This is a genomic window from Proteus faecis, from assembly GCF_003144395.1.
GTDB classification, from domain to species: Bacteria; Pseudomonadota; Gammaproteobacteria; order Enterobacterales; family Enterobacteriaceae; genus Proteus; species Proteus faecis.
Window position 1 is genome coordinate 532,283 of the sequence record NZ_PENZ01000034.1, and the last position, 23,606, is coordinate 555,888.

The 23,606-nt window shown below is 35.7% G+C and carries 23 protein-coding genes; 12 read left to right on the forward strand and 11 right to left on the reverse strand.

Going from position 1 to position 23,606, the window contains the following annotated elements:
- The first annotated feature begins 3 nt into the window (after positions 1–3).
- The 3 genes from DK858_RS12070 to lhgO are packed head-to-tail and all read left to right on the forward strand — an operon-like array spanning position 4 to position 3,903.
- Positions 4–1,971, forward strand: coding sequence for a TRAP transporter permease (locus DK858_RS12070; RefSeq protein ID WP_109397622.1), 1,968 nt, complete (start codon positions 4–6; stop codon positions 1,969–1,971).
- Complete coding sequence (locus DK858_RS12075) at positions 1,972–2,685, forward strand: FadR/GntR family transcriptional regulator (protein WP_109397623.1); 714 nt, start codon at positions 1,972–1,974, stop codon at positions 2,683–2,685.
- A 15-nt stretch (positions 2,686–2,700) separates the two neighbouring features.
- On the forward strand, positions 2,701–3,903 hold the full coding sequence (lhgO, locus tag DK858_RS12080; RefSeq protein ID WP_109397624.1) for an L-2-hydroxyglutarate oxidase: 1,203 nt from the start codon (positions 2,701–2,703) through the stop codon (positions 3,901–3,903).
- A 63-nt stretch (positions 3,904–3,966) separates the two neighbouring features.
- Here the strand turns inward: lhgO and DK858_RS12085 are convergent, their stop codons facing one another.
- Entirely contained in the window at positions 3,967–4,845 is an 879-nt protein-coding gene (locus DK858_RS12085; protein WP_109397704.1) for a LysR substrate-binding domain-containing protein, read from the reverse strand.
- 171 nt (positions 4,846–5,016) lie between these two features.
- On the opposite strand from DK858_RS12085, the gene bla reads away from it, so the two are divergent.
- On the forward strand, positions 5,017–5,913 hold the full coding sequence (gene bla, locus DK858_RS12090) for a class A beta-lactamase (protein ID WP_109397625.1): 897 nt from the start codon (positions 5,017–5,019) through the stop codon (positions 5,911–5,913).
- A 200-nt stretch (positions 5,914–6,113) separates the two neighbouring features.
- On the opposite strand, the gene DK858_RS12095 is transcribed toward bla, so the two are convergent.
- Positions 6,114–6,578, reverse strand: a complete 465-nt coding sequence (locus DK858_RS12095) for an Lrp/AsnC family transcriptional regulator (RefSeq protein WP_023582027.1) — start codon at positions 6,576–6,578, stop codon at positions 6,114–6,116.
- Positions 6,579–6,739: 161 nt separating this feature from the next.
- On the opposite strand from DK858_RS12095, the gene DK858_RS12100 reads away from it, so the two are divergent.
- Positions 6,740–7,351 carry a LysE family translocator gene (locus DK858_RS12100; protein WP_072064053.1) on the forward strand — a complete coding sequence of 204 codons (612 nt, stop codon included), beginning with the start codon at positions 6,740–6,742 and terminating at the stop codon, positions 7,349–7,351.
- 56 nt (positions 7,352–7,407) lie between these two features.
- On the opposite strand, the gene DK858_RS12105 is transcribed toward DK858_RS12100, so the two are convergent.
- Together DK858_RS12105 and DK858_RS12110 are read right to left on the reverse strand one after the other, a co-directional pair.
- Positions 7,408–7,977 (reverse strand): HutD/Ves family protein, encoded by a 570-nt coding sequence (locus tag DK858_RS12105; RefSeq protein WP_109397626.1) that lies wholly within the window; start codon positions 7,975–7,977, stop codon positions 7,408–7,410.
- Positions 7,978–8,091: 114 nt separating this feature from the next.
- On the reverse strand, positions 8,092–9,507 hold the full coding sequence (locus DK858_RS12110) for an aminotransferase-like domain-containing protein (protein ID WP_109397627.1): 1,416 nt from the start codon (positions 9,505–9,507) through the stop codon (positions 8,092–8,094).
- Between the two features lie 137 nt (positions 9,508–9,644).
- Between DK858_RS12110 and DK858_RS12115 the strand changes: the two genes are divergently transcribed.
- The 5 genes from DK858_RS12115 (at position 9,645) to DK858_RS12135 (ending at position 14,398) form a co-directional block, all read left to right on the forward strand.
- The gene (locus DK858_RS12115) at positions 9,645–10,979 is read left to right on the forward strand and encodes a cytochrome ubiquinol oxidase subunit I (protein WP_109397628.1); all 1,335 of its coding nucleotides are present in this window, start codon (positions 9,645–9,647) and stop codon (positions 10,977–10,979) included.
- Positions 10,969–11,976, forward strand: a complete 1,008-nt coding sequence (gene cydB / locus DK858_RS12120; protein ID WP_109397629.1) for a cytochrome d ubiquinol oxidase subunit II — start codon at positions 10,969–10,971, stop codon at positions 11,974–11,976. Before DK858_RS12115 ends, cydB begins: the two co-directional genes overlap by 11 nt.
- A complete protein-coding gene (locus DK858_RS12125; protein ID WP_109397630.1) occupies positions 11,957–12,118 on the forward strand; it encodes a DUF2474 domain-containing protein in 162 nt (53 codons plus the stop codon). The genes cydB and DK858_RS12125 overlap by 20 nt, the downstream gene beginning before the upstream one ends.
- Before the next feature lie 664 nt (positions 12,119–12,782).
- Positions 12,783–13,166 carry a DUF805 domain-containing protein gene (locus DK858_RS12130; RefSeq protein ID WP_006536506.1) on the forward strand — a complete coding sequence of 128 codons (384 nt, stop codon included), beginning with the start codon at positions 12,783–12,785 and terminating at the stop codon, positions 13,164–13,166.
- Between the two features lie 368 nt (positions 13,167–13,534).
- A complete protein-coding gene (locus DK858_RS12135) occupies positions 13,535–14,398 on the forward strand; it encodes a siderophore-interacting protein (protein ID WP_109397631.1) in 864 nt (287 codons plus the stop codon).
- A gap of 88 nt (positions 14,399–14,486) precedes the next feature.
- On the opposite strand, the gene DK858_RS12140 is transcribed toward DK858_RS12135, so the two are convergent.
- The 6 genes from DK858_RS12140 to phoH form a co-directional block, all read right to left on the reverse strand.
- Complete coding sequence (locus DK858_RS12140) at positions 14,487–15,194, reverse strand: fimbrial biogenesis chaperone (protein WP_109397632.1); 708 nt, start codon at positions 15,192–15,194, stop codon at positions 14,487–14,489.
- Positions 15,195–15,206: 12 nt separating this feature from the next.
- Positions 15,207–16,286, reverse strand: a complete 1,080-nt coding sequence (locus tag DK858_RS12145) for a fimbrial protein (protein ID WP_109397633.1) — start codon at positions 16,284–16,286, stop codon at positions 15,207–15,209.
- A gap of 11 nt (positions 16,287–16,297) precedes the next feature.
- Positions 16,298–18,808 (reverse strand): fimbria/pilus outer membrane usher protein, encoded by a 2,511-nt coding sequence (locus tag DK858_RS12150; protein WP_228407303.1) that lies wholly within the window; start codon positions 18,806–18,808, stop codon positions 16,298–16,300.
- A gap of 13 nt (positions 18,809–18,821) precedes the next feature.
- Positions 18,822–19,514 carry a fimbrial biogenesis chaperone gene (locus DK858_RS12155; RefSeq protein ID WP_109397635.1) on the reverse strand — a complete coding sequence of 231 codons (693 nt, stop codon included), beginning with the start codon at positions 19,512–19,514 and terminating at the stop codon, positions 18,822–18,824.
- 45 nt (positions 19,515–19,559) lie between these two features.
- On the reverse strand, positions 19,560–20,150 hold the full coding sequence (locus DK858_RS12160) for a fimbrial protein (protein WP_072064062.1): 591 nt from the start codon (positions 20,148–20,150) through the stop codon (positions 19,560–19,562).
- A 455-nt stretch (positions 20,151–20,605) separates the two neighbouring features.
- Positions 20,606–21,391 carry a phosphate starvation-inducible protein PhoH gene (gene phoH, locus DK858_RS12165; RefSeq protein WP_109397636.1) on the reverse strand — a complete coding sequence of 262 codons (786 nt, stop codon included), beginning with the start codon at positions 21,389–21,391 and terminating at the stop codon, positions 20,606–20,608.
- A gap of 344 nt (positions 21,392–21,735) precedes the next feature.
- Between phoH and DK858_RS12170 the strand changes: the two genes are divergently transcribed.
- Complete coding sequence (locus tag DK858_RS12170; RefSeq protein ID WP_109397637.1) at positions 21,736–22,179, forward strand: methyltransferase family protein; 444 nt, start codon at positions 21,736–21,738, stop codon at positions 22,177–22,179.
- Positions 22,180–22,184: 5 nt separating this feature from the next.
- Here DK858_RS12170 and DK858_RS12175 read toward each other — a convergent pair whose 3' ends face one another.
- Positions 22,185–23,168, reverse strand: a complete 984-nt coding sequence (locus tag DK858_RS12175) for an endonuclease (RefSeq protein ID WP_109397638.1) — start codon at positions 23,166–23,168, stop codon at positions 22,185–22,187.
- Between the two features lie 253 nt (positions 23,169–23,421).
- Here DK858_RS12175 and DK858_RS12180 point away from each other — a divergent pair, with 253 nt between their 5' ends.
- Positions 23,422–23,604: a hypothetical protein gene (locus DK858_RS12180; protein WP_036912881.1), complete on the forward strand. Its 183-nt coding sequence runs from the start codon at positions 23,422–23,424 to the stop codon at positions 23,602–23,604.
- The last annotated feature ends 2 nt before the right edge of the window (positions 23,605–23,606 follow it).

Below are 23,606 nucleotides of genomic sequence, written 5' to 3' on the forward strand. Positions count from 1 at the left end.
GTTATGACTAACAATGACCACCTAACTCCGGTAGAGCCACCTGCATTAGATAAAGAAGCAAGCTCCGGCAATCGCCAACTTGCAGGTATTTACCTGAAAATTACCACGACTCTTGCAATATTAATTTCGCTTTACGCTATTTATTCCAACGCATTATCAAATACTCAAGAATTTTACCGTAATACTATTTTTCTTAGCGGTATTTTAATTTTAGGCTTTATTTTATTTCCATTCTCTAAGCGTTTTTCAACGCCTAAATTTAATGGATGGGATTATCTTTTTATTGCTTTAACACTAATCAGTTATGGATATTTTTTCTTTAATTACGTTGATCTTCACGTTGTAAGAAAAAGTATTCCAAATACTACCGATTACGTCATGGCTATATTAGGAATTATTGTACTGTTTGAAGCAGCAAGAAGAACTACTGGATATTTCATTCCAGGACTTGCAACTTTCGCCATTATCTATGCTTTATTTGGCCAGTATTTTATGGGTATTTTCGGTCATGCAGGGTTCTCTGTAGAAAGATTGTTATATCGTTTATTTATGACCAGTGAAGGCATTTTTGGGATCACCCTTTCAACTGCCTCAACAGCGATTGTTGTCTTTATTCTTTTTGGCTCGTTCTTAAGTGTCAGTGGTGCAACAGCACTGTTTAATGACTTAGCACTTGCTCTTGCGGGACGTCGCCGTGGTGGCCCTGCTCAAGTCGCGGTTATTTCATCCGCTTTAACTGGTTCATTAAGTGGTAGTGCTGTTGCCAACGTTGCAACAACAGGTACTTTTACCATTCCTTTAATGAAGAACATTGGATTGACACCTCGTTTTGCTGGTGCCGTAGAAGCGACGGCATCAACAGGCGGTATGATAATGCCACCTATTATGGGGGCTGCTGCATTTATTATGGCAGGGTTTTTAGGTATTTCTTATACCACCATTGTTATTGCAGCGATTATTCCAGCATTGCTGTATTACGCAGCCTTAATTATGGCAATTGATATCGAAGCCAAAAAACAAGGATTAAAAGGTTTAAGTAAAGAGAATATTCCACAAGTTAAAGCCGTATTGAAAGCACGAGGTCTATTATTACTACCTTTAATTATTGTTATTGGCACCTTATTAGTGGGGAAAACACCTATTTATGCTGGCTTTTTAGGTATTCTGACCATTATAGTGGCAAGTTGGATAACGCCTGATAAATCAGTCCGAATGACCTTAACTAAAGTTGCTGATGCTTTAGCTGAAGCAGCTCGAGGCTCTGTTCAAGTAACGGTTGCTTGTGCTGCTATTGGCGTCATTATCTGCGTTGTTACAATGACAGGTATTGGTGCAACATTAGCCTTTAATATTGTCTCAATGACAGATAACACCTTATGGATGATCTTATTAGTCGTTATGCTGGTGTGTATTGTATTAAGTATGGGCTTGCCTTCGACAGCGTTATATATTGTCGTAGCCGTTACAGTGTCACCTATCTTAATTAAGGCGGGTGTAATGCCTTTAGCCGCTCACTTCTTTGTTTTCTGGTTTGGTGCTTTATCCAATATTACCCCACCAGTGGCATTAGCAAGTTATACTGCAGCGAGTATTGCAAGAGCTGATCCAATGCAAACCTCATGGGATGCGGTTCGTTTAGCACTTCCAGGTTTTATTATTCCGTTTATTTTAGTCTATAACCCTGCTTTACTGATGCAAGGCGATAATTTAGGTGTACTTTCCATTGGATTAATGGTTATTAGTGCATTAATCGGAATTTATGCACTCAGTATCGCAACGGCAAACTTCTGGATGATTAAAACAACGTGGTTTGAGCGTATTGCATTTGCAGCCGCGGCAATTCTAATGATTAAACCGGGCTTATATACCGACCTTTTAGGTGTCGCCTTGATCCTATTAACCGGTGCATTCCATTTATTACGGTCTAAAAAACAGTTAACCAATATGGGGCATGTATCTGGAGAAAACTAGATGATACAAAAGATCTCACGCCAAAAAGCGTCGCATCAAATTCTTGAGCAGATAAAGCAAAATATTAGCAACGGAACTTACCCTATTGGTGAAAAGTTACCTTCTGAAAATGTACTTGCTGACGCCTTTGGCGTCAGTCGAGTCCCTATCAGAGAAGCATTAGGTGTCTTAGAAGCGAGTGGAATTATTACCTCTCGTCAAGGTGGAGGGCGACGAGTTATAGACCATTCTATCTTGAGTAAATATGAACCTATTGTAATGGAAATTGCACGTCCTCAAGAGATAGATTCTTTGCTTGAAATGCGTGAGGTCATTGAACATGAAGCGGCTGCTATTGCCGCTTTACGTCGGACACCAGAAGAATTACTTACTATTGAAAACGCGCATCAAGCCTTTATTTTAGCAACCAAAAAAAATAAAAACATTGGTCATGAAGAAGATTATCAATTTCATCGTTCTATTATGGTCGCTTCCCATAATCCTTTTTTTGTTCGGATCTTAGATAACATGCATGAACTTTATCTTGGGGTATTAATGTATTCATTAAGCCAAAATAAAGGTCGAGAAATAGAAACAGAACGTGTTATTGCAGAACATGAGGCAATTGTTGAATCAATACGCCAACAAGATCACGATGAAACAAGCCATAGAATGCGTCTTCATTTAACCAATGTACGTGGCAAATTAAAGCGTTTACAACAAAAAATCAGTTAACTCACTCTTTGTAAAATGGATAATATTATGACTTATGACGTTATTATCATCGGTGCAGGATTAGTCGGATTAGGCGTTGCCAGTGCATTACAAGAAAGCCAACCTGAACTTAAATTACTGGTGATTGATAAAGAATCAGGCCCTGCTGTTCACCAAAGTGGGCATAACAGTAATGTTGTTCATTCAGGAATTTATTACACGCCAGGAAGCCTTAAAGCAAGGTTAGCAAAACAAGGCAATATTACGACATATGCGTTTTGCCAACAACATAATCTCTATTATGACCGTTGTGGCAAAGTTATTGTTGCTACCAATGAAGCAGAGTTAAAAGCATTAGAAAATATCTATCAACGTGGCATCGAAAATGGGCTTGAAGTGATCAAAATGACGGAAGCTGAGCTTAAAGTCAGAGAGCCTTATGTCAATGGTATTGCAGCTCTATTAGTTCCGGATGCAGGTATTGTAAATTACCCTGAAATTGCGGCGAAACATGTTGAAATTATTCAATCACGAGGTGGAAAATTTGCGTTTGGACAAGCGGTTACAGCCATTAATGAAACCGATGATACTGTCACCATCACAACATCCAATAATCAATTTACAAGCAAATGGTTGATTAACTGCGCCGGCTTATTTAGCGATCGTATTGCTAAAATGGCAGGCTATGACACAGGTATGAAAATAGTCCCATTCCGTGGTGAATACTTTATGCTTAATAGTAATAAAAACTACTTAGTAAACCATCTTATCTACCCTGTACCTAACCCTGATTTTCCCTTCTTAGGTGTACATTTTACGCGCATGTATAACGGACATCGCGATGTGGGGCCTAATGCGGTATTGGCATTTAAACGTGAAGGCTATAAAAAAAGCGATATTAATTTAAAAGATCTTGCTGAAGTGCTCACTTATAAAGGATTTTGGAAAATTGCTGGAAATTATTTAGGTGAAGGAATGGCAGAGCTTCGTCGCTCATATTCACGAAAACTATTTACGGCAAATGCACAAAAACTCATTCCTGATTTACGTGAAGCAGATATTCATCCAGGCCCTGCGGGTGTTCGAGCACAAGCGTTAACTCGTGAAGGGAAATTAGTAGATGATTTCCACTTTGTAAAAGGCAAACGCTCACTACACGTTTGTAATGCCCCATCACCTGCTGCAACGGCGTCTATTGAAATAGGCCGAGAAATAGTAAAAGAGCATTTTTCTTTATAATTGAAAGAAGATACTGCGAGTAAAAATAATAAATAGCACTGAAACTCATCAGTGCTTTTTATATCACTCACAACACTCTTTTAGCGCTTCATTTATTAGCCACTGCTGAAATATTTCCATTGATGCAGTCATTGGCTTTGACTTTAAATATGTTAGCCAATATTTTCCTAATTCAACTTCTATTTTAAAGGGCTGTACTAACTGTCCATTCTTAATTTCTCTTGAAAACATTTTTGCTGGAGCTAATGCAACTCCCCCTTCATAAATTGCACTTTCAATCATTAAACGTGAAGAGTCAAAAATAGAACCCGTTATTTTTATCGGTGATATTTCTGCTTTTTCAAACCATTTTAACCACTCATCTTCTCGATATGAGCGATATAAATTTTCATTTATTAAGTCAGTCGGATGTTGTAAACGCTTCGCTGTATCTGATGAACATAACACCGTCAATGGTGCAGGAAATAGTGCCTTATTATGTGTCAATGGCCATAACCCCTCACCAAATCGAATAGCAAAATCCAATCCTTCGGTAGCTAAATTAACCACATTATTATTGGTTCTCAAATTTACTTCTATTCTTGGATAGAGTTGCCTGAATTCAGTCAATCTGGATAACAACCATCCCACAGCGAATGTGCCGACAGCCGCAATGGAAACCACATCTCGATATTCACCGCGTTCAAATTGTTTAAATACACGCTCAATATCACTAAAAGCTGTTGTTAATACAGAAAATAAGATCTGCGCGTCATCCGTCATTTCTAAGCCTCGAGGTAACCGCTTAAAAAGAGTAACACCAAGTCGATCTTCTAACATCCTCACTTGTTGGCTAACAGCCCCTTGAGTGACATACAGCTCTAATGCCGCTTTGGTAAAATTAAGATGTCTTGCTGAAGCTTCAAATGCACGTAATGCATTTAGGGGGAGATGAGTTCGCATAGTACGCTTAGTCATTAGATTTTCTATAAGCTAAGGTGATTTATTATCGATTGTCAATAAATCAATTAAATAGGATATTGCACCGTATAAATAAACGGCTCTATATCTACGCAATAACTGTCTATTTATATTGATATTTTCTTCATTAAATTAATATGAGCAACAATAACTATGTTTAAAAAAACATTTCGCCAAACTGCTGCGATCGCAGTTTCATTAATATCTCTATTGGCATCCCCCACTCTATGGGCTAACACCAATAATACAATTGAAGCGCAATTAAGTGAGCTTGAAAAATACAGTCAAGGTCGTTTAGGGGTGGCTTTAATCAACACGGAAGATAACTCACAAATAACATACCGTGGTGAAGAACGTTTTGCGATGGCAAGTACAAGTAAAGTTATGGCTGTTGCGGCTGTTTTAAAAGAGAGTGAAAAACAAGCGGGATTATTAGATAAGAACATTACGATTAAAAAATCTGACTTAGTTGCTTACAGTCCTATTACAGAAAAGCATTTAGTAACAGGAATGTCTTTAGCTCAATTAAGTGCGGCTACATTGCAATATAGCGATAATACAGCCATGAATAAAATATTAGATTATTTAGGTGGTCCAACCAAAGTCACTCAATTTGCACGTTCAATTAATGATGTAACTTATCGTCTAGATCGTAAAGAGCCTGAATTAAATACAGCAATTCATGGTGATCCTCGTGATACGACGTCTCCAATTGCCATGGCTAAAAGCCTTCAGGCATTGACATTAGGTGACGCATTAGGCCTATCTCAACGTCAACAACTTGTTACTTGGTTAAAGGGTAATACAACAGGTGATCACAGTATTAAAGCGGGTTTACCAAAACATTGGATTGTTGGCGATAAAACCGGCAGTGGTGATTATGGTACGACTAACGATATTGCCGTTATTTGGCCAGAAAACCATGCACCATTAATTTTAGTCGTTTATTTTACACAACAAGAAAAAGATGCAAAAAACCGTAAAGATATTATTGCTAAAGCTGCTGAAATTGTCACAAAAGAGTTTGCCAATTCATCTCAATCAAAATAAATTTCTTTATTGATAATCTAAATAAGAAATTAAATATAATAATAAAGCTATTTATTAGCTCCATTATTAAAGCGGGATAATTTAACTTATCGTTACAAAAAAGTAGTTATAAAAAAGCCTCCGTTAAATTAACTAGAGGCTTTCTCTACTAACATATTATGTGATGATTAAAAATCAACTAAACCTAGATGATTAGAAAATTAAAGTGGTAAAGCAAAACTCACTTTTACCGTTTCCATTGGTACTTCTGTTTTTATACTTTGGATGCTTGGAATTTGCGTTAAATAATCGGCATGAAAACGACGATATGTTGCTAAATCTTTCGTCACTATTCGAATAAGAGCATCGCATTCACCCGCCATTAAATGGCACTCAACCACTTCAGGTAATACCTTGATAGCCTTTACAAATTCTTCAATAGTTTCAGCATCTTGTGCTCTAAACCAAATTCTTGCAAATAAAGATAATCCCGCATCAACCTTACTACCATCTAATACAGCAACATAACGAGTGATCACACCCGATTCTTCGAGTAAACGCACACGACGAAGACAAGGAGAAGGTGAGAGTCCAACCTCTTTTGCCAGCTCAATGTTCTGGATTTTGCCATCACGCTGAAGCACCTGCAAAATATGTTTATCTATTTTATCTAATTTTATTGACATCAAAGATTAACCTTAATTCTATTTGTGGAATTTTATTGCCAATTAATTCTTTTTGTTAGCAACAAAGCAACCCGATTTTTTCGAAAACATCATATAATCTTTCCGCTAAATTTCACAGCAAAAACGATCTTCCTCTTAAACTATCTCTGTCAGGTGAAAAGATGGAATTTAACACTTTATTATTATTTGCACTGACTGTTCTACCGCTGATATGTACACCTGGGCCCGATATTCTTTTTATCTCCTCCCAAGGACTATCCGGGGGTATGAAATCAGCATGGATTGCCAACACTGGCGTTATATCAGGCTATTTAACTCATGCATTATTGAGCGCATTAGGGCTTGCCGCCTTAGTATCAGCATCCCCCATTTTATTTCATTTACTTAAATGGGTTGGTGTGTTTTATATCAGTTATCTTGCAGTCAAAATGTTGATATCCGCCTGCAAAAAAGGCCAATTAGCTCTCGATGCCTCAAAAACCTCACACTTATTTCGTAAAGGTTTTTTAACTAGTTTTCTTAATCCTAAAGGGCTATTAGTTTATTTGGCTATTTTACCAAACTTTATTGATCATCATAATGATATCGCAACACAATCATTGCTGTTATCTGGGATATTTATCACGACTTGTTTAATTATTTATGGTCTACTCGGCACCTTTTTTGCTTATATTGGCTTAAAAGGCGGTTTAAGTGAAAAACGTCGTCGCTATAACGATGGTATTGCAGGTGGATTACTCACTTTTGCGGCAATTAATTTGGCTTTAAATTAGCCTTAATCCTAAGCACTATTTATTATTCTAGTCAGTATTTGACCACAAGAATGCCTCTATTTAAGTGGTCGAATATCTGACCATAATAATTGGCAATTTGCGGTTAACGGCTTTATTTCACCTTCTCGAATATCAGGTAGCCACCAAGCCCCCTGTCCTTTCGATAAACTTTGGCAAGTCGCGCCTAGTAAAGTCCATTCACCTTGAGTGACATAAATTAACCCTGCATGAGAGCTAGGCAAAATAAGCGGTTGTGTTACTAAGGTCGTCTCTGCTTTCCAGCATGTTCGTCGCACCATAATATTTAGGCACTTTACGCCGCCTTTAATAAGCTCAGATTTAACATAGATATCACCTGAAAAATCAAAAGGCTGATAAGCATCTGTAACAGAATGACTAAGAAAATCTGGACTAATTAAATTGATACCATTACCTTCTAACAACACTATTTGCCGTTCAATGTCAGGAAACTGTCCTAATGAGCTATTTTCTTCGATAGAGGTTAAACACGCTCGCCATGAAAAATCATTATTAACTGGCCAGCACACAATTTCTTGCGTTGTGCCTTTTTGATTATTCCATGATATAAACGGTAACTCTTGTTGATCAAAACAACGTAGCTTCATTGTATCCTCCTGCAATATCTGGCTATCAGTCTGATAATGAGGTTAAGGATTAATCATTGGAGATTACCGCCAATAAATCAATAGTTAACTTTTAAAAGTGTGCACTGACGTCAGCTATTTACGTCGTAATTTCTTGCACCCTTCACCAATTATTTCCATTCCTTTTTCAGTACGACTATTCCATTGAAAAGAAGAGTTTAAACGAAATGCATGATCAAATTGGGAGCTAGTGGAAAACATTGAACCGGGAGCAATACTGACTCCTCTTTCTAATGCAAAGTGATAGAGTTTATTCGCATCAAATGTTGATTCAAACTCTAACCAAAGAAAGTATCCTCCTGATGGAATATTCACTTTTACATCTTCTGGTAAATATGTTTGTATTGCCTGTAACATGCGATAACGTCTTTGTTCTAATAATAATCTTAATCGGCGAAGATGCGTATCATAACCACCTTGTGACAAATAATCGGCAATAGCTTGTTGTGTTGGCATACTCGCAGATACTGTACTCATCATTTGCAACTGCTGTATTTTTGTTGCGTGTTTTCCAGCTGCAACCCAACCCACACGAAATCCCGGCGCAAGACATTTAGAAAAAGAAGCGCAATGTAAAACGCTATTTGTTTTATCAAAACCTTTTACTGGCATAGGTGCTTTCTGGCTGTTATAGAGTTCACCATAAACATCATCTTCGATTAGCGTTATCTGTTTCTTCGTTAATATGTCCACCAGCCTTATTTTATTTTCATCAGGCATTGTTCCACCTAACGGATTTTGACAATGGCTCATCAACCAACAGGCTTTAATTTCGTATTGCTCAACCACTTTTTCGAGTTCATCTAAACAAATTCCTGTTACTGGATCTGTTCTAATGGCAATCGCTTTTAATCGTAAACGCTCTATTGCTTGTAATGCACCATAAAATGCAGGTGATTCAATCACAACCCAATCACCCGGTTCAGTAACAGCTTGCAAGCTAAAACTTAGTGATTCCATTGCACCAGCCGTAATGACAATTTCATCTGGAGAGACATGAATGCCTTGTAATGCATAGCGTTGTGCAATGTTACGGCGTAACTTTTCATTTCCCGGAGGTAGATTAATCACTGAACTTTGGGGCGCTAAATGTCTTGCAGCAGAAGCTAACGCCCTACTTAATTTAGGCTGAATAAATAAGCTGGGATCGGGGAAAGCGGAACCAAAAGGAATAATAGCAGGATCTTTACACGCTTGAAGTACATTGAAAATAGAGGTGCTTATTTCAACATTTTCACTCATATGTAACCCTTTGCTAGCTGTCACTTGACCAAAGCGGTTGTTACGATGTGCAACGTAATAACCTGATTGTGGTCGCGCAGCTATCCATCCTTGGCTTTCTAATAGCTGATACGATTGTAAAACCGTCATTAAACTTAAACCTGACTGTTTCACCGTATCCCGCAATGAAGGTAAACGGTCGCCAGATTGCCAAATATTATCTTCAATTTGTTGGCGTATTTGCGCTGCAAGCTGTTCATATCGAGTCATATAAAACTGTTTACCTCAAAACTGTTATAGTCATTTTTAAACTTATTGTCACTATTATAGCTTACTGTCATATGGTCTACTAATCCACACGATTTACCTGCAATTTACATTTTTATATCAATAAAACGAGGTTTTTTATGCTTGGATTAAGTGCCTTTGATTTGGCGCGTATCCAGTTTGCGTTCACCGTTTCTTTCCATATTATCTTCCCCGCAATTACTATCGGACTGGCTAGTTTTTTAGCTGTATTGGAAGGTTTATGGTTAAAAACGCGCAATAAGGATTATTTAGCGCTATTTCATTTTTGGTCAAAAATATTCGCAGTTAACTTTGCGATGGGCGTTGTATCTGGTTTAGTCATGGCCTATCAATTTGGAACCAACTGGAGTTTTTTCTCTGATTTTGCGGGCTCAATTACAGGCCCTCTACTCACTTATGAAGTGCTTACCGCTTTCTTTTTAGAAGCCGGTTTCTTAGGTGTGATGTTGTTTGGCTGGAATAAAGTTGGTGAAAAACTTCATTTTTTTGCAACCTGTATGGTGGCATTAGGTACATTAATGTCTACGTTTTGGATCTTGGCTTCAAATAGCTGGATGCAAACACCACAAGGATTTGAAATTATAAATAACCAAGTTGTTCCAATAGATTGGATAGCTGTTATTTTCAATCCATCGTTCCCTTATCGCCTTGCTCATATGGGGGTCGCAGCTTTCCTTGCTTCCGCCTTCTTTATTGCTGCATCTGCCTCATGGCATCTACTCAAAGGCCATAAAACATCAGCCATGAAAAAGATGCTTTCAATGTCTTTATGGATGATTTTAATTTTAGCGCCTATTCAAGCTCTCATTGGCGATGTCCATGGGTTAAATACGTTAAAACATCAACCCGCGAAAATAGCCGCGATTGAAGGTCATTGGGAAAATAAACGAGGAGAAGCAACACCATTAATTCTCTTTGGTATACCTGATATGGATGCCGAAGAAACAAAATATAAGATAGAAATTCCTTATCTTGGTAGCATGATCTTAACTCATAGCTTAGACAAACAAGTTCCAGCATTAAAAGAGTTTCCTAAAGAAGATCGACCTAACTCACTTATCGTTTTCTGGTCTTTCCGCATTATGGTTGGCCTTGGCATATTAATGATTTTCATCGGTGTTTGGGGAACTTGGCTACGATATAAAAAGAAACTTTATGAATCTAAAACTTTCTTACGCTTAACGTTTTTAATGGCGCCTTCAGGACTTATCGCTATTCTTGCCGGTTGGTTTACAACAGAAGTAGGACGTCAACCTTGGGTTGTTTATGGCATACAACGGACAAGAGATGCCGTATCTGCACATGGTGAAATGCATATGAGTATAAGCTTGCTGATCTTCTTGGTCGTTTATAGCTCTGTATTCGGTATTGGATATGCCTATATGTTAAAACTGATCCGCAAAGGTACACCGGAGGTTCATCATGGGAATTGATTTACCAGTTATTTGGTTCATCATTATCGTATTTAGTACGCTAATGTATATCGTGATGGATGGTTTCGATCTTGGCATCGGTATGCTTTATCCATTTATTAAAAGTGACCAAGATCGTGACTTAATGATGAATACCGTTGCCCCTGTATGGGATGGTAACGAAACATGGTTAGTTCTAGGCGGTGCAGCTTTATTTGGCGCCTTCCCATTAGCTTATGCAGTTATTCTTGATGCTTTAGCAATGCCTTTAACATTAATGCTTGTTGCACTAATTTTCCGTGGTGTCGCTTTTGAATTTCGTTTTAAAGCTGATAACAATCATAAAGGGTTTTGGGATAAATCATTTATCTTTGGCTCTATCTTAGCCACCTTTATGCAAGGTGTTGTTGTTGGTAGCGTTGTTCAAGGTTTACCGGTTATTAACCGCGCCTTTGCGGGTAGCTATTTTGATTGGTTATCTCCTTTTCCACTCTTTTGTGGGTTTGGGCTAATTATTGCCTATTCATTATTAGGATGTGGCTGGCTGATTATGAAAACTGAAGGCCATCTACAACAAAATCTATATAAGGTTGCTTCCTCTCTTACTCTCATGATGCTTGCCGTTATTGCAACCGTCAGTGTATGGACACCATTAGCACAACCTTCAATTGCAGAACGTTGGTTCACATTACCAAACCTGTTCTTCTTTTTACCCGTTCCTGTTTTAGTGTTGTACAGTACTTGGTTAATTTTGCGTTCAGTGAAAAAACAAGGACATTACCTGCCTTTTTTTGGTGCGCTAGCTTTAATTTTCTTGGGTTTTTCCGGGTTAGGGATAAGCATTTGGCCTAACATTATTCCACCTGCAATTAGTTTTGTAGACGCATCGGCTCCACCAGAAAGCCAAGGATTTATGCTAGTTGGTGCACTGTTTATCATTCCTATTATTCTCGTTTACACATTCTGGAGTTATTACGTTTTCAGAGGAAAAACAAATTATGAAGAAGGTTATCACTGATCCACAAATACAAAGTAAACCCTCATTATTAAAAAAATGGGGATGGTTAATTACTATTTGGTTTTGTAGTGTTTTAGCCTTATTCGCTGTTTCTTCCTTCTTTCGGTTTTTAATGACGTTAGCCGGAATGAAAGTCAAGTAAAGGTAAAGTATATACAGCAAGATAATTAACACCGAATACGATAAACTATAAAATAAAAGTAAAGAAAGGGCTGGAGTTATCTTCAGCCCTTTTATCTTTATTTAAGATAGTGAACGACTCTTTAATGTCATTAAAACTTAACCTATTCTTATTAAATACTCTTTTAGTAACTAATTTTATATAAATTGCTTTGTTATAAACATAAAACACAAAAGCAAATATTTTTATTTATCCATAATTAACTAAATTTAAATCAAACTCCTTGATAAAATCACTTTAAATACATCATTTTTGATTAATAATAAGAGATAAAATCTTTTTTATGTGTTTATTTCGATAAATAAAGATATAAACAATCCTGTAAAAAACTATCTCCTCTAGAAATAAGCTGGAATGAATGTTGAATTAAGTTTCCAAAGTAATTATGATATCGCCGCCTAGCAGGTTCATATCTGTATTATTTTATAAAGACACACCAAATGTGTCATTTAGATATGCCATATGATTAATTCAAGAATTAAATCCACTCCCTATTAAAAAGGATGGATAATGGATGATGTCTGTTCAAAATACATATTTTGATAATTTAGATTTATCTTAATTGCTAAGAAAGATCACTTACACTAGGCTTACTCATTGTTGCTACTAAATTAAGGATGAAATCATGAATTGGTATTTGGAAGTCATTAAAAATAATTATGCTAACTTTTCAGGACGTGCTCGCAGAAAAGAATATTGGATGTTTACTCTAGTAAATACCATTATTATTACCATCCTATATGCTATTGTGATTTCATCAATAGACATGAATACGGGTGAAATGAGTGGATTAGGTTCAATTGTTGGTATCATTTTAGGTATTTACTCTTTAGCTATTATTATCCCTAGCCTTGCAGTGACTATTCGTCGCTTCCACGACCAAGATAAATCAGGTTGGATGTTCTTACTTGCATTTATTCCTGCTGTTGGTGGATTAATTGTTTTCGTCTTTATGTGCCTTGAAGGTACTAAAGGTGACAACAGATTCGGCCCAGATCCTAAAGCTTAATCTATTACTGAATGAATATGACAATACAGTGAGTGTAACTAGATCAAGTATACTCACTGTATTAATTGATTTTCCTACCATTATTACAACTATCTGAAAACATCCTTGCTTTAAAGAAAATAACACCAGCCCATCTAATCCCACATTGTATTTTCGTATTTTTATTGATCTCTGACTTTTTTAACTAAAGCCCCAACGTTACCCAATCATACTTATCATATTGATTATTATGTTTTTATTTTTAATTTGAACCTAATCACACTATATAAATAAAAAATACACATTCCTTTACTAAATAGACATTAATACTGATAATGACTATCATTATTAATTGAAAATGATAATATCTACGTCAATAAAAAAATTAAATGAGTCAGGTAAAAAAAGTGAGTAACCCAAAAATATCTCAAGAAAAAAATATTTATAAACCCGCTCCTCCTCGCCTAGTTCAAGTAAAGCGTATTACTGATGTTACACCAGGAATGCGTTGTATCACCTTTACGAGTGATGATTTAGATACTTATCCCGCAGATACTGCGGGGGCACATTTAAAAATATTCCTACCTTTAGAAGGCCAAGTTAAACCAACAGTGCCAGGCTTTTCTGAGAAAGGCCCTACATGGCCTGAAGGTGAACCAAGATCGATTGTACGTACTTACAGTGTTCGTGCTATTCGACCTGAACAAAAAGAGTTAGATATTGAATTTGCAATACATGACGATGCTGGCCCTGCTATTCATTTTGCACTAAATGCTAAGCAAGGAGACTATATTGGGATCACTAATCCGGGTGGACCTGATCCTTTATTAGCGCCAGCATCACATTACTACATGGCAGCTGATCCAAGTTCTTTACCTGCTTTAATGGCTTTGATAGAAACCATGCAACCTAATGTTCAAGGGAAAGTCATTATACGAGTAGAGGACGAAGCGCATCGCCAAGAAATTAAACGTCCTAATGGCTTAGAGATAATCTGGTTAATCGGCTCTGTTGAAGAACAAACTCAAAACTTGATTAATGAATTTACGTCGTGGAAATTACCAACTGAAGATGTGGCATTTTGGATTGCTGGTGAAGACAAAATCATTCGTGCATTAAGACGTCATATTCGCCGTGATAACGGTTTCGATCGTAGCTTAATTTATGCTATTCCTTATTGGCGTTTTGGTTATGACGAAGAAGGCTATCACGCTGAACGTCACCATGTGATGGATAACGAAGACGTAAGCTAAGTGATAAATTAAAGACTAAGCGTTGGCTGTACGGGCTGCATATTAACTCCTTCAGTAATATGCAGTCTTTTTTATTATAAAAATATAACTAATGTATATTCTTCTTATCTTGCTGATAATTTCCATCATCATCTATATAGATAACTGTAATAACTTGGTTAGTATCAATTCGCCCTTTATATTCGACTTCCTGTTTTGAGAAAGGTGCTATCATGGTGGTCTGAATTAAAGATTGCTCTATATTCTCTTGTGTATACATTTTTGAAATCGTAAAAAAATAAGCTGAAGGATTATTAATCTCTAAATTCTGCTGTTTCTTTATAATCTCAATCTGTTTAAAAATAGTGCTACTCGTTAATTCGAGTTGTTTAGGGCGATAGAAAAGCTTAATGCGAGTTTGTAATGCTAATTGTAACGTATTTGCATTTTCGCTACTGTCAGGTTTAGGTGGAATATCAAGCACATTAAGATAAAAAATAGACTCTCTATCTTGAGGCAATTTATTTTCTAATTGTTGTATTTTTAATTGTGCTCCCCCATTAGCTGAAACTTTCATTATAGGAGGAATTACAATAAAAGGTGCTGTTGTCGTCTCAGGCGTTGATGAAATATCACCATCATCTATCCAAGATTGAACTAATGTTGGCTGTTCACTGTGATTAAAAATTTGCAATGATAGTGTTGATTTGTCCATGGGAAAAATTAGACGTGTACGCTCAAGTACCACACTTGCCTTTGCTATGGATGTTATAAGCATAAATAATAAAATAAAACTAACATTTATTATTTTTTTCATTAGATACACTCTTTAGTCATAAGACATCACTAATGTGGCAGTACTTGTTATTTTCCCTTGAGTAACTGAATTAATACTATAAGGATAATAATAAGCCCCCATATTTATCGAAAATGCAGAGGATAAGTTGTTACCTTGATTAACACTGAAAATACTGGTCGCACTGCCTTGAGAATTAATATTGTCAGAAAAAATAACGGGGCTATTGATATTATCGCTTTTTACTACACGCAATCCGATCCCCCCAGCACCTTGCGCTGTTGTATTAGTTAATATAGTTTTGTCTGTCGCCAATAAACTTTGGCTTGATAAAAACATCTTAATATTTCTAGACGCTTTTGAACCACTTAAAAAGTCTTGGCACGTAAAATTTAATGTAAAAGGCGTGTATCCTGCTTTATCTACCGTTTTTGCATCTTTTACACTGATTAATGGCAATGAAACAACTAAACCCGCATTAGAAAAATTACAGGTTGTCATGACAGGATTATAAGTAATTAGCATTGGTTGTAAAAAAATATCATTTTGATCAACTGGCCATTGCCACGTTAATAAGAATTGTACAAGTTTAATAACAATATTAAGTAACCACTGAACTAATCCAACATTCGATGCATCTGACGCTAAAATAACAGGATTAACAATAGCTGTACTTCCACTCACCTCTTTATAATTGGTCGAGGGTTTACTACTCAATAGCGTAAATTTTAAGGTGAAATTAGTATCTAAATCTGATGCAGGGTGTGTTCCCGCTGAAATATTCGTTACATTATCTTTTTCTAATGCTGTTAATGTAATAGAGACAAACTGTTTCCCACCATTAAAACCAATTGTTCCCGTTCGACCATCATTAAAAGGTGAGGCAATACCCACAGTATTAGGAAATAATACCCCTCTTGCATTACATTTAAAGGTACCCGGAAATATTGTTCTACTCGTTTTTGTTACAGTTGTTGAAGTTGCATTTAAATCTGTAGATAAATCAAAGTTAATATTGGGTGCCGTAATAGTTTCCTCAGGTTTACAATTAGCAATTGCCTGTTGGCTTATCGCACCTAATAAAATTATAAATATAAAAGCTGGTGATTTCATAGCGCTTTCCTTTATCGACAAATATTACTATTTTTATCCATCGTATTTATTAAATGCTCCACTACACATTCCATCTTTTCAGCTTTATTTAATTTTATAAAGAGTGAAGAAGGTAACTCATCACTTTTTAAATAAAGCACACTTGATTGTCCGACATAACCAATACTCTCTTTTTTACTATTTAAAACTTCTGTACCGAAAGGTAAACTTTCATTATTTTCTAAAGATGCTTTAATAATAAATGTCTTACGTTTATCCGTTGTTAATGTGAGGTAATTAACTGCGCCTAAATACGGAGCAACCTGAGTTGTATTTCCAACAAGCTCGGCATTTGAAGGCATTTCTGTATTTGTTAAAGTATAATTATTTGTACGATAAGGGATACTATTAGGCACTAATACTATCCCTTGATTATTAGTTAATGTGGCTTTATTTCCATTAACCATCATATTATTGGCCATAGGTGCTTCGATAAGAGTATAGGTATTCCCTGTATTACCTGAAAAAACAATATGATTAGGTACGGCAACAACTGTTCCTCGAGCACCTAATCCTCCCTGGCGATAATTATTTGCTTCCGTATAAGATGCCGATAATGTGCTATATGGATGACGATAACTGACATTTGCGCCGACTAAATTATTTCCACCTGTTTGATTTGAACCTGTTAAAGTATAATTAACTAGATCATCTTTACCTGCTGTTCCACTCATACTAATTGTAGATTGCTGGTAACGTGAATCAGCCGCATAAATTGAAGTATTAATATTGGCTCTTTTATCAAAAAATGAAATCGGCACACTAATATTAAAATAATAACGAGTCTCTTCTTTATTATCGTAATTTCTTAACTTTGAGACAGAAAGATTATATGCAATATCTTTATAATTATTTGAATAGCCTAACTGATACTCGCGATTACTCTCATCCGTATTCCAATAGTTTCGATGTGTCCCTGAAAGAAAAACAACACCACGCTGCCCACCCAAATATTGATTAAGATTTATAGTAAACGTATTTTTTGCTCTAGAACCTCGTAGTGCATCAAACGTTGATAAATCAAGATCAGATATTGCATTATTATTTTGTTGTTGAACAATATTATTTTGATAATCTTTCCAAGCTTTATAGTTATCATGGGCATAAATTGAATCTACAAAGCTATAATAATCACGAGTAGAATAACGATAAGCAGCCAATGTTAAATTGGTTAATGTTGCATCCATATATTTACTATAAGCGAGACGAAAGCTTTGTCCGGTTTTTTTACCCGACTGTAAATCTGCGCTTGCATGTGTTATATCTGCTGAGATTGCCCCAAATCTAAAATTCCAACCACTACCTATCAACGCAGAGTAATAATCTTCACTGGCAATGCCTCCAGCATAAAGTGTAACAAGGTTACTTAAGCCATAATGAAACTCACCTTGTGCAAATTTAGGTCGGTAATCAGTATTATTAATCCGTGACTCCCCCAATATCACGTTATAGCGATATACACCTTCTTTTAGCATGTCGGGCACGGCTGAAAATGGCACCGTAAATGACTCTCTTCTACCATCTGCTTCTTGAACAACCACTAATAGATCACCACCACCGGCTGTGGGTTGAATATCTCGAAAAGAAAACTCGCCCGGAGGTACATTTTCTTGAAAAACTAGATTTTCATTTTGATAAACACTAACTAATGCGTTTGTTTGTGCAACACCTCGAATAATAGGAGCAAAACCTTGACTTGAGTTAGGTAGCATTCCCATTTCTGTTGCCAACGATGCTCCTCTAAATGAAATGCTAGTAAAAAGTGTTGCTGGCGTATAAAAATCACCAATTGTTAATCCCGAAGTTATCTGACTAAACGCCTTATAAACATAGCGTGTATTGTTTTTCCATTGGCTGTTACCATGAGAATAATAAGAGTAGTTAGACTCATCTCTAAACTGCCACGCACCTAAATTAATACCTGAATGAATATTGGCAAAAAAATTTTCGTTATTACTTTTACTTCCTTTTTTTTCTTTATAGTTATAGTAATTTAAATTATAAGACAAAATCAGGGCAGAAATACCTTGTTGCCAATAACTCGGATCAACATACCCAACTTCTGATTTTTTCACCGAAATTTGGGGAGCATTAATATCAAGTCTTAATTTGTTTATATCTAATACCGATGTTACCCCTTTTGCCAATTCATTTGATAATATTGTCTTTTGTTGCGCCAGTTTTTGTTTTGCGGATAAAGATAAATTTAAGCCCAATTTATTTACATCTACTGGCTCAAAACTAATCTCTGCATGTTCACCCGTTACATTTATTTCAAATTGCCCTTTCCATTCTTGATTAACATAAACATCAACAAGTTGTTTTCCTTCAGGAATTTTATCGTCAATATAAAATCGTGAAATATCTCCATTCTTTGAATTCCCAACAAGCAAAGAGGTATCAAATCCCTCTGCGTACAGATTCTGAGTGTAATGTTGTATTCCTAAAAAAATAAGGATTGAGAGATATCTTGGATTATTCACGATGTTATCTCGATTAGAGTTTAATATTCTGTGATTTATAAACACCAAAATCATCAACATAAATAACAACAACGGAATTACTTTTTAATGTATTAATTAATGGTAACTCACGAGAAGATAACGGTGGGATCATTTCAGAATCAACAAGCGTAATACGAGGTGTTTCTTGTGTAGAAATAGATGCTATTGTGAAATGATACTGTGAGTTATTTTTTACTAGAACTTTATTACCATTTAATTGGTAAGTGATTTTTTCATTAACAGTCTCTGGGTTATCAGTAAGTCCTTTAGGGCGATAAAAAACTTTAATTCTTGTTTTCATTGCTAATTGAAGATAACTCTTTCCTTTTAATGCTTCCACATTTTCTGGAATATCTAATACATTTAAATAATATACTTTTTCAAGATTTTCCGATGGTATCTTATCGGAATTTTTTATTCTTAATGTTTGCCCTTGCCTTCCTGCAATTTTTACAATCGGCGGATATAAATAAAAAGGAGAATTCGCATCTTCAGGCGTTGAATTTATATTTCCATCATCTATCCAACTTTGTACCAAAGAAGCTAAATCACCATTATTTGTCAATTCGATATTAACACTATCAACACCTTCATAGTAAAGAACGCGGGTACCATTAATAATAATGTTTGCTAATACAGCCGAAGGTAATATCAAGATAATTAAAAGTAATATTAATTTTTTCATTATAAGCACCCAAAAAAGCCAGACCCATGAGTCTGGCTTTTTATATTATAAATAAGATACTGTATAAATAACGTTAGAGTGTACGGGTCCTGTTTTAGCTGCGGTTGCATTTGTTTTATAGTAACTGGCAATTAAGCGTAGAGTATCTGAATCTGGCGCCGTTTTATCGCCTTTAATACCTGTATCAAAAGTTGCATTTAGAGGTATAGCAACTGTTGGCGCAGCAGGTGTTGATAAACTAAAGCCAACATTCTTTGCAACTAATGGATCATTTTCATTTGCAGTATCATTAACTAAATATAATCCACTTGTTGAAATAGTATTTGCAGATGAGAAATGTATCTTTAAATTACTGCCACTTGGTGTAGATGCTGGAGCGCAATCAGAGAATGTCAAAGCAAACTCTTTTTGATTTTTGGCAATAACAGTATTTGCTGTTGTTCCTGCATCCGTTACGGTAATAGGATCTAATAGAATAGAAAAGTCCGCACTATTTCCTCCATTAATAGTACAAGTGGTATCACTAATAGCACCAGAGAAAGAAATTATTCCCCCAGCGCTATTTGTTGCAGCAAATGCCGACGACGACAATATAGCCACTGATAATAATGACAGTGGGAGTTTATTTTTAAACATATATAACTCCAGAATAGATAAATATTTAATTAGCAAAAATAAGATTCTATTATTGCCATCATTAACTAAAGGTGTGAAAGGATACCCTAGTCAATTTGATATTAGCCATACTTTAAAAACTCAACAAATAAAAATTTTTATTTTTTAAAAATTGTGATTTAAGTCAAATATAATTAACAACCACTCTTTACTTACATATAAAAAATTGAATTTTCATTTCATCACTCAATTAATATATTATAAACTCAAAAAACAATAAATATAAAAACAATAACAGTTAATTTATTAATGATAAATCGGAAAAAGATACTAGAAAAACATCATTGGAATTATTTATTTGAATTAATTATTCCTTCATTAATAAAAAATAGATAAAAACAAAATCTAAAAATAATGATAAAGGCCACATATTAATGTGGCCTTTATCGCTCTATATAAAAACTCTTCTGTTCTATTTAATTATTATAAGCAGCTAATACATGCTGGCATAATGTAGAGCGTACACAATCTTCTTGCATAAATTTAATCACCCCCACTCGATTATTCGCCTCAAATCGAATAAGTGCATCCGCTAATCCAGAAGATACGCTAGCAGGTAAATCACACTGTGTAATATCACCATTAACCACAACAGTGACATTTTCGCCCATTCTGGTTAGAAATAACTTCATTTGATTTACCGTAACATTCTGTGCTTCATCTAAAATAACAAATGCATTTTCAAAAGTACGACCTCGCATATAAGCAAAAGGCGCAATTTCGACTTTACCGATTTCAGGCCGTAGACAATATTGTAAAAATGACGCACCTAAACGTTTAACTAATACGTCGTAAACAGGACGAAAATAGGGTGCAAACTTTTCAGCAATATCACCAGGTAAGAAGCCGAGATCTTCATCAGCCTGCAACACAGGTCGAGTAACAATGATACGTTCTATTTCTTTATTAATTAAAGCATCAGCAGCCATTGCAGCACTAAGGAACGTTTTACCGCAGCCGGCTTCCCCTGTGGCAAAAATAAGATTCTGATGTTTTATTGCATTCATATATTGGCGTTGCACTTCATTGCGAGGAGATAACACACGTTCATCACGTTTTTCTCTCGCCATACCAATAGTATCAATATCTCCAAATCCCGGTAAAACCATAACATTATCTCGGTATGCCCCATTACGTTGTTCTTTACGTGAAGTGCGTTTATTTTCTCGGCGTAAACGTGTTGCTGCTTTTTGTCTACTCATAGTGGTATTTACCCTTGTTAGTCTTCAAAAAGTCATCGACATCTCTGTTTGTATTTCATTCACTTACCGATGAGTCCCCTTCAGACTCTGTTTAGTCGCGGAAAACAAAAAAACCGGTCACAATCCTGAACATTAAACATCAATGAACGGTTGTTGCCGGTTTTCTGTGAGTAATGAGATATTTCCATTGCTTCTGTCATTCATATTCCCCATCATGGAGTTAGAGTGAAAATTAGCGAAGCTTTATGACAGTATAATGACAAAAGAAAAATATTTTCAACACTGAGATGATTTATAACCAGATGGACTTAACAAAAAAATAAGTGTTATTTTAGGGGGAGTAAATGAATTTCTTGCGATTACCTTTTATTTATTGGTTACTACTTAACCTAATTCCATTTATTGGTTTTGAACTTCACTCTGGCTCTATCAAAATGGGCTTCTTTTTTTACCTTGGTTTGCTTACCATTACGACTTCTGGAATTTGGCTTTTTTACTGCCTCTCATTTTTTATTAAACAAAAAACGTCTCCTAATCCCAATCACACACCTCGACAATTAGTGACAAGTGGCCCATATAAAATAAGTCGCAATCCTATGTATCTCGGTTTTTTAGATATTAGTATTGGGTTGTTTTTTATTTTTGGTAATTGGGGATTTTTGGGGGCTGCAATTGCGTTTTATTTTATTACTGATCGCTATACGATAGTACGTGAAGAGAAAATTTTAAGTGAGTTATTTCCACAAGCGTGGCAACAATATTGTCGCCACGTTCGTCGTTGGATGTAGTACGATTAGGGCTGTTTACAGTTATTAGCTAAACGGTAACCGGCCTTAATAGCTTCACTCTCTGTTTTAAACAAAACCGCATTTTTATCTGACATTGTTTTATAACCAGAGCAATGTGCAAAATGGTAGATCTTGCTATTTACATTACCTTTAATATCTTGAGATTGTGATGTATCTACGGGTTTAACTGTTTCAGTTTTAGCTTTAGTGGTCTGCGTACTATTTGTTGCAGCTAATCCGATACCACTATTTTTATGCCCTAACTGCCATTTCATTTCACCTGTTACAAAGGGATTATGATATCCAACAATATGAGCAATACGATTATCACGCTCTTTTTCCCATGCTGTTGGTGGATAAGCTTTATCCCAAGCCATTAATAACTGTTGTTGCTGACGAGACATAGAAAGGTTATAGCGATCATGTAAGTAGAAATACACCCTTGCTACTTGGCCTTTAACTTCATTACGAGGTTCAAAAGTTCGTGAAGCAAAATCAACGCGACTACGGCATTGACCATATTGGTAAGGCGCTTGTACAGGTAATTGGCCAAAACTAAAATTGCTACGGTCACCATTAACTTCACCAATAGATGGTGCTAAATTGTGTAAATCAGCTTCAATTTTGCCAAATATAGGATCATTTTTCACACAATTAGTTCTGCCTCCATTTTGCCAACATTGACGTTGATGCCCAAAAACCCATGCAGGTACAATGTGCTCCCACTCTATACGTTCCGCTCTTGTTTGCTGGGTTCTGACTTTATAGCCACAACTGGCTAAATCAACACGCCCTCCAGATTTACCTACCCATTTCCAATCACAACCACAATAAATAGTACCTTGTGACTTTTGATTTTGATCATAATAAATACGTTCTTTTGCTATCTCTTTCGCTTTTGTAAAATTTTCAGGTGCCTGTGCTTGAATATTTAGCGTAATAAAAAACAAACCCAACACAACCGCGGTATAGTGTAATATTTTTCTCAAAGTGGTATCTGCCTTACTCTTTGTTTTATTAAACCCAATAAGAATTATCTTTAATAACCAACTGATAATCTTATTTTTATTTCGCCTAATCTTACCTTTTTTTTATTTATTTTTGGCAATCTTTCTAGCTATTTTTTATAGAAAAAATAAAACAATAAGCGTGAATGGTGATAGAAAAAGCCGTTATTCTCGACATTAACGTAAAAGGGATTTGCTATGGTTTAATCCATCAATGATTTGGAGAAGCTTAAAAATGAATGAGAATATGCTGAATTTGATGGATGAATTAGTCGAAATAACAAAAAAGCATGCGAATAACGAAGATGTTAAAGCACATGCCAGTCTAGAATCTGAAAATAAATTACGAATTCAAATTATTATTTCCGATAAAAATGAATTGGATATTACATTAAACTCTCTGCAACACGCGATGTAAGT

Bases quoted from the DNA above. Each gene is read 5' to 3' on its own strand.
- DK858_RS12155 (WP_109397635.1), bottom strand. From the start codon at position 19,514: ATGAAAAAATTAATATTACTTTTAATTATCTTGATATTACCTTCGGCT.
- DK858_RS12145 (WP_109397633.1), bottom strand. From the start codon at position 16,286: ATGAAATCACCAGCTTTTATATTTATAATTTTATTAGGTGCGATAAGC.
- DK858_RS12140 (WP_109397632.1), bottom strand. From the start codon at position 15,194: ATGAAAAAAATAATAAATGTTAGTTTTATTTTATTATTTATGCTTATA.
- DK858_RS12105 (WP_109397626.1), bottom strand. From the start codon at position 7,977: ATGAAGCTACGTTGTTTTGATCAACAAGAGTTACCGTTTATATCATGG.
- DK858_RS12100 (WP_072064053.1), top strand. From the start codon at position 6,740: ATGGAATTTAACACTTTATTATTATTTGCACTGACTGTTCTACCGCTG.
- phoH (WP_109397636.1), bottom strand. From the start codon at position 21,391: ATGAGTAGACAAAAAGCAGCAACACGTTTACGCCGAGAAAATAAACGC.
- DK858_RS12125 (WP_109397630.1), top strand. From the start codon at position 11,957: ATGAAGAAGGTTATCACTGATCCACAAATACAAAGTAAACCCTCATTA.
- cydB (WP_109397629.1), top strand. From the start codon at position 10,969: ATGGGAATTGATTTACCAGTTATTTGGTTCATCATTATCGTATTTAGT.
- DK858_RS12180 (WP_036912881.1), top strand. From the start codon at position 23,422: ATGAATGAGAATATGCTGAATTTGATGGATGAATTAGTCGAAATAACA.
- DK858_RS12085 (WP_109397704.1), bottom strand. From the start codon at position 4,845: ATGCGAACTCATCTCCCCCTAAATGCATTACGTGCATTTGAAGCTTCA.
- DK858_RS12075 (WP_109397623.1), top strand. From the start codon at position 1,972: ATGATACAAAAGATCTCACGCCAAAAAGCGTCGCATCAAATTCTTGAG.
- DK858_RS12160 (WP_072064062.1), bottom strand. From the start codon at position 20,150: ATGTTTAAAAATAAACTCCCACTGTCATTATTATCAGTGGCTATATTG.
- DK858_RS12110 (WP_109397627.1), bottom strand. From the start codon at position 9,507: ATGACTCGATATGAACAGCTTGCAGCGCAAATACGCCAACAAATTGAA.
- DK858_RS12135 (WP_109397631.1), top strand. From the start codon at position 13,535: ATGAGTCAGGTAAAAAAAGTGAGTAACCCAAAAATATCTCAAGAAAAA.
- DK858_RS12130 (WP_006536506.1), top strand. From the start codon at position 12,783: ATGAATTGGTATTTGGAAGTCATTAAAAATAATTATGCTAACTTTTCA.
- DK858_RS12070 (WP_109397622.1), top strand. From the start codon at position 4: ATGACTAACAATGACCACCTAACTCCGGTAGAGCCACCTGCATTAGAT.
- DK858_RS12095 (WP_023582027.1), bottom strand. From the start codon at position 6,578: ATGTCAATAAAATTAGATAAAATAGATAAACATATTTTGCAGGTGCTT.
- lhgO (WP_109397624.1), top strand. From the start codon at position 2,701: ATGGATAATATTATGACTTATGACGTTATTATCATCGGTGCAGGATTA.
- DK858_RS12170 (WP_109397637.1), top strand. From the start codon at position 21,736: ATGAATTTCTTGCGATTACCTTTTATTTATTGGTTACTACTTAACCTA.
- DK858_RS12115 (WP_109397628.1), top strand. From the start codon at position 9,645: ATGCTTGGATTAAGTGCCTTTGATTTGGCGCGTATCCAGTTTGCGTTC.
- bla (WP_109397625.1), top strand. From the start codon at position 5,017: ATGTTTAAAAAAACATTTCGCCAAACTGCTGCGATCGCAGTTTCATTA.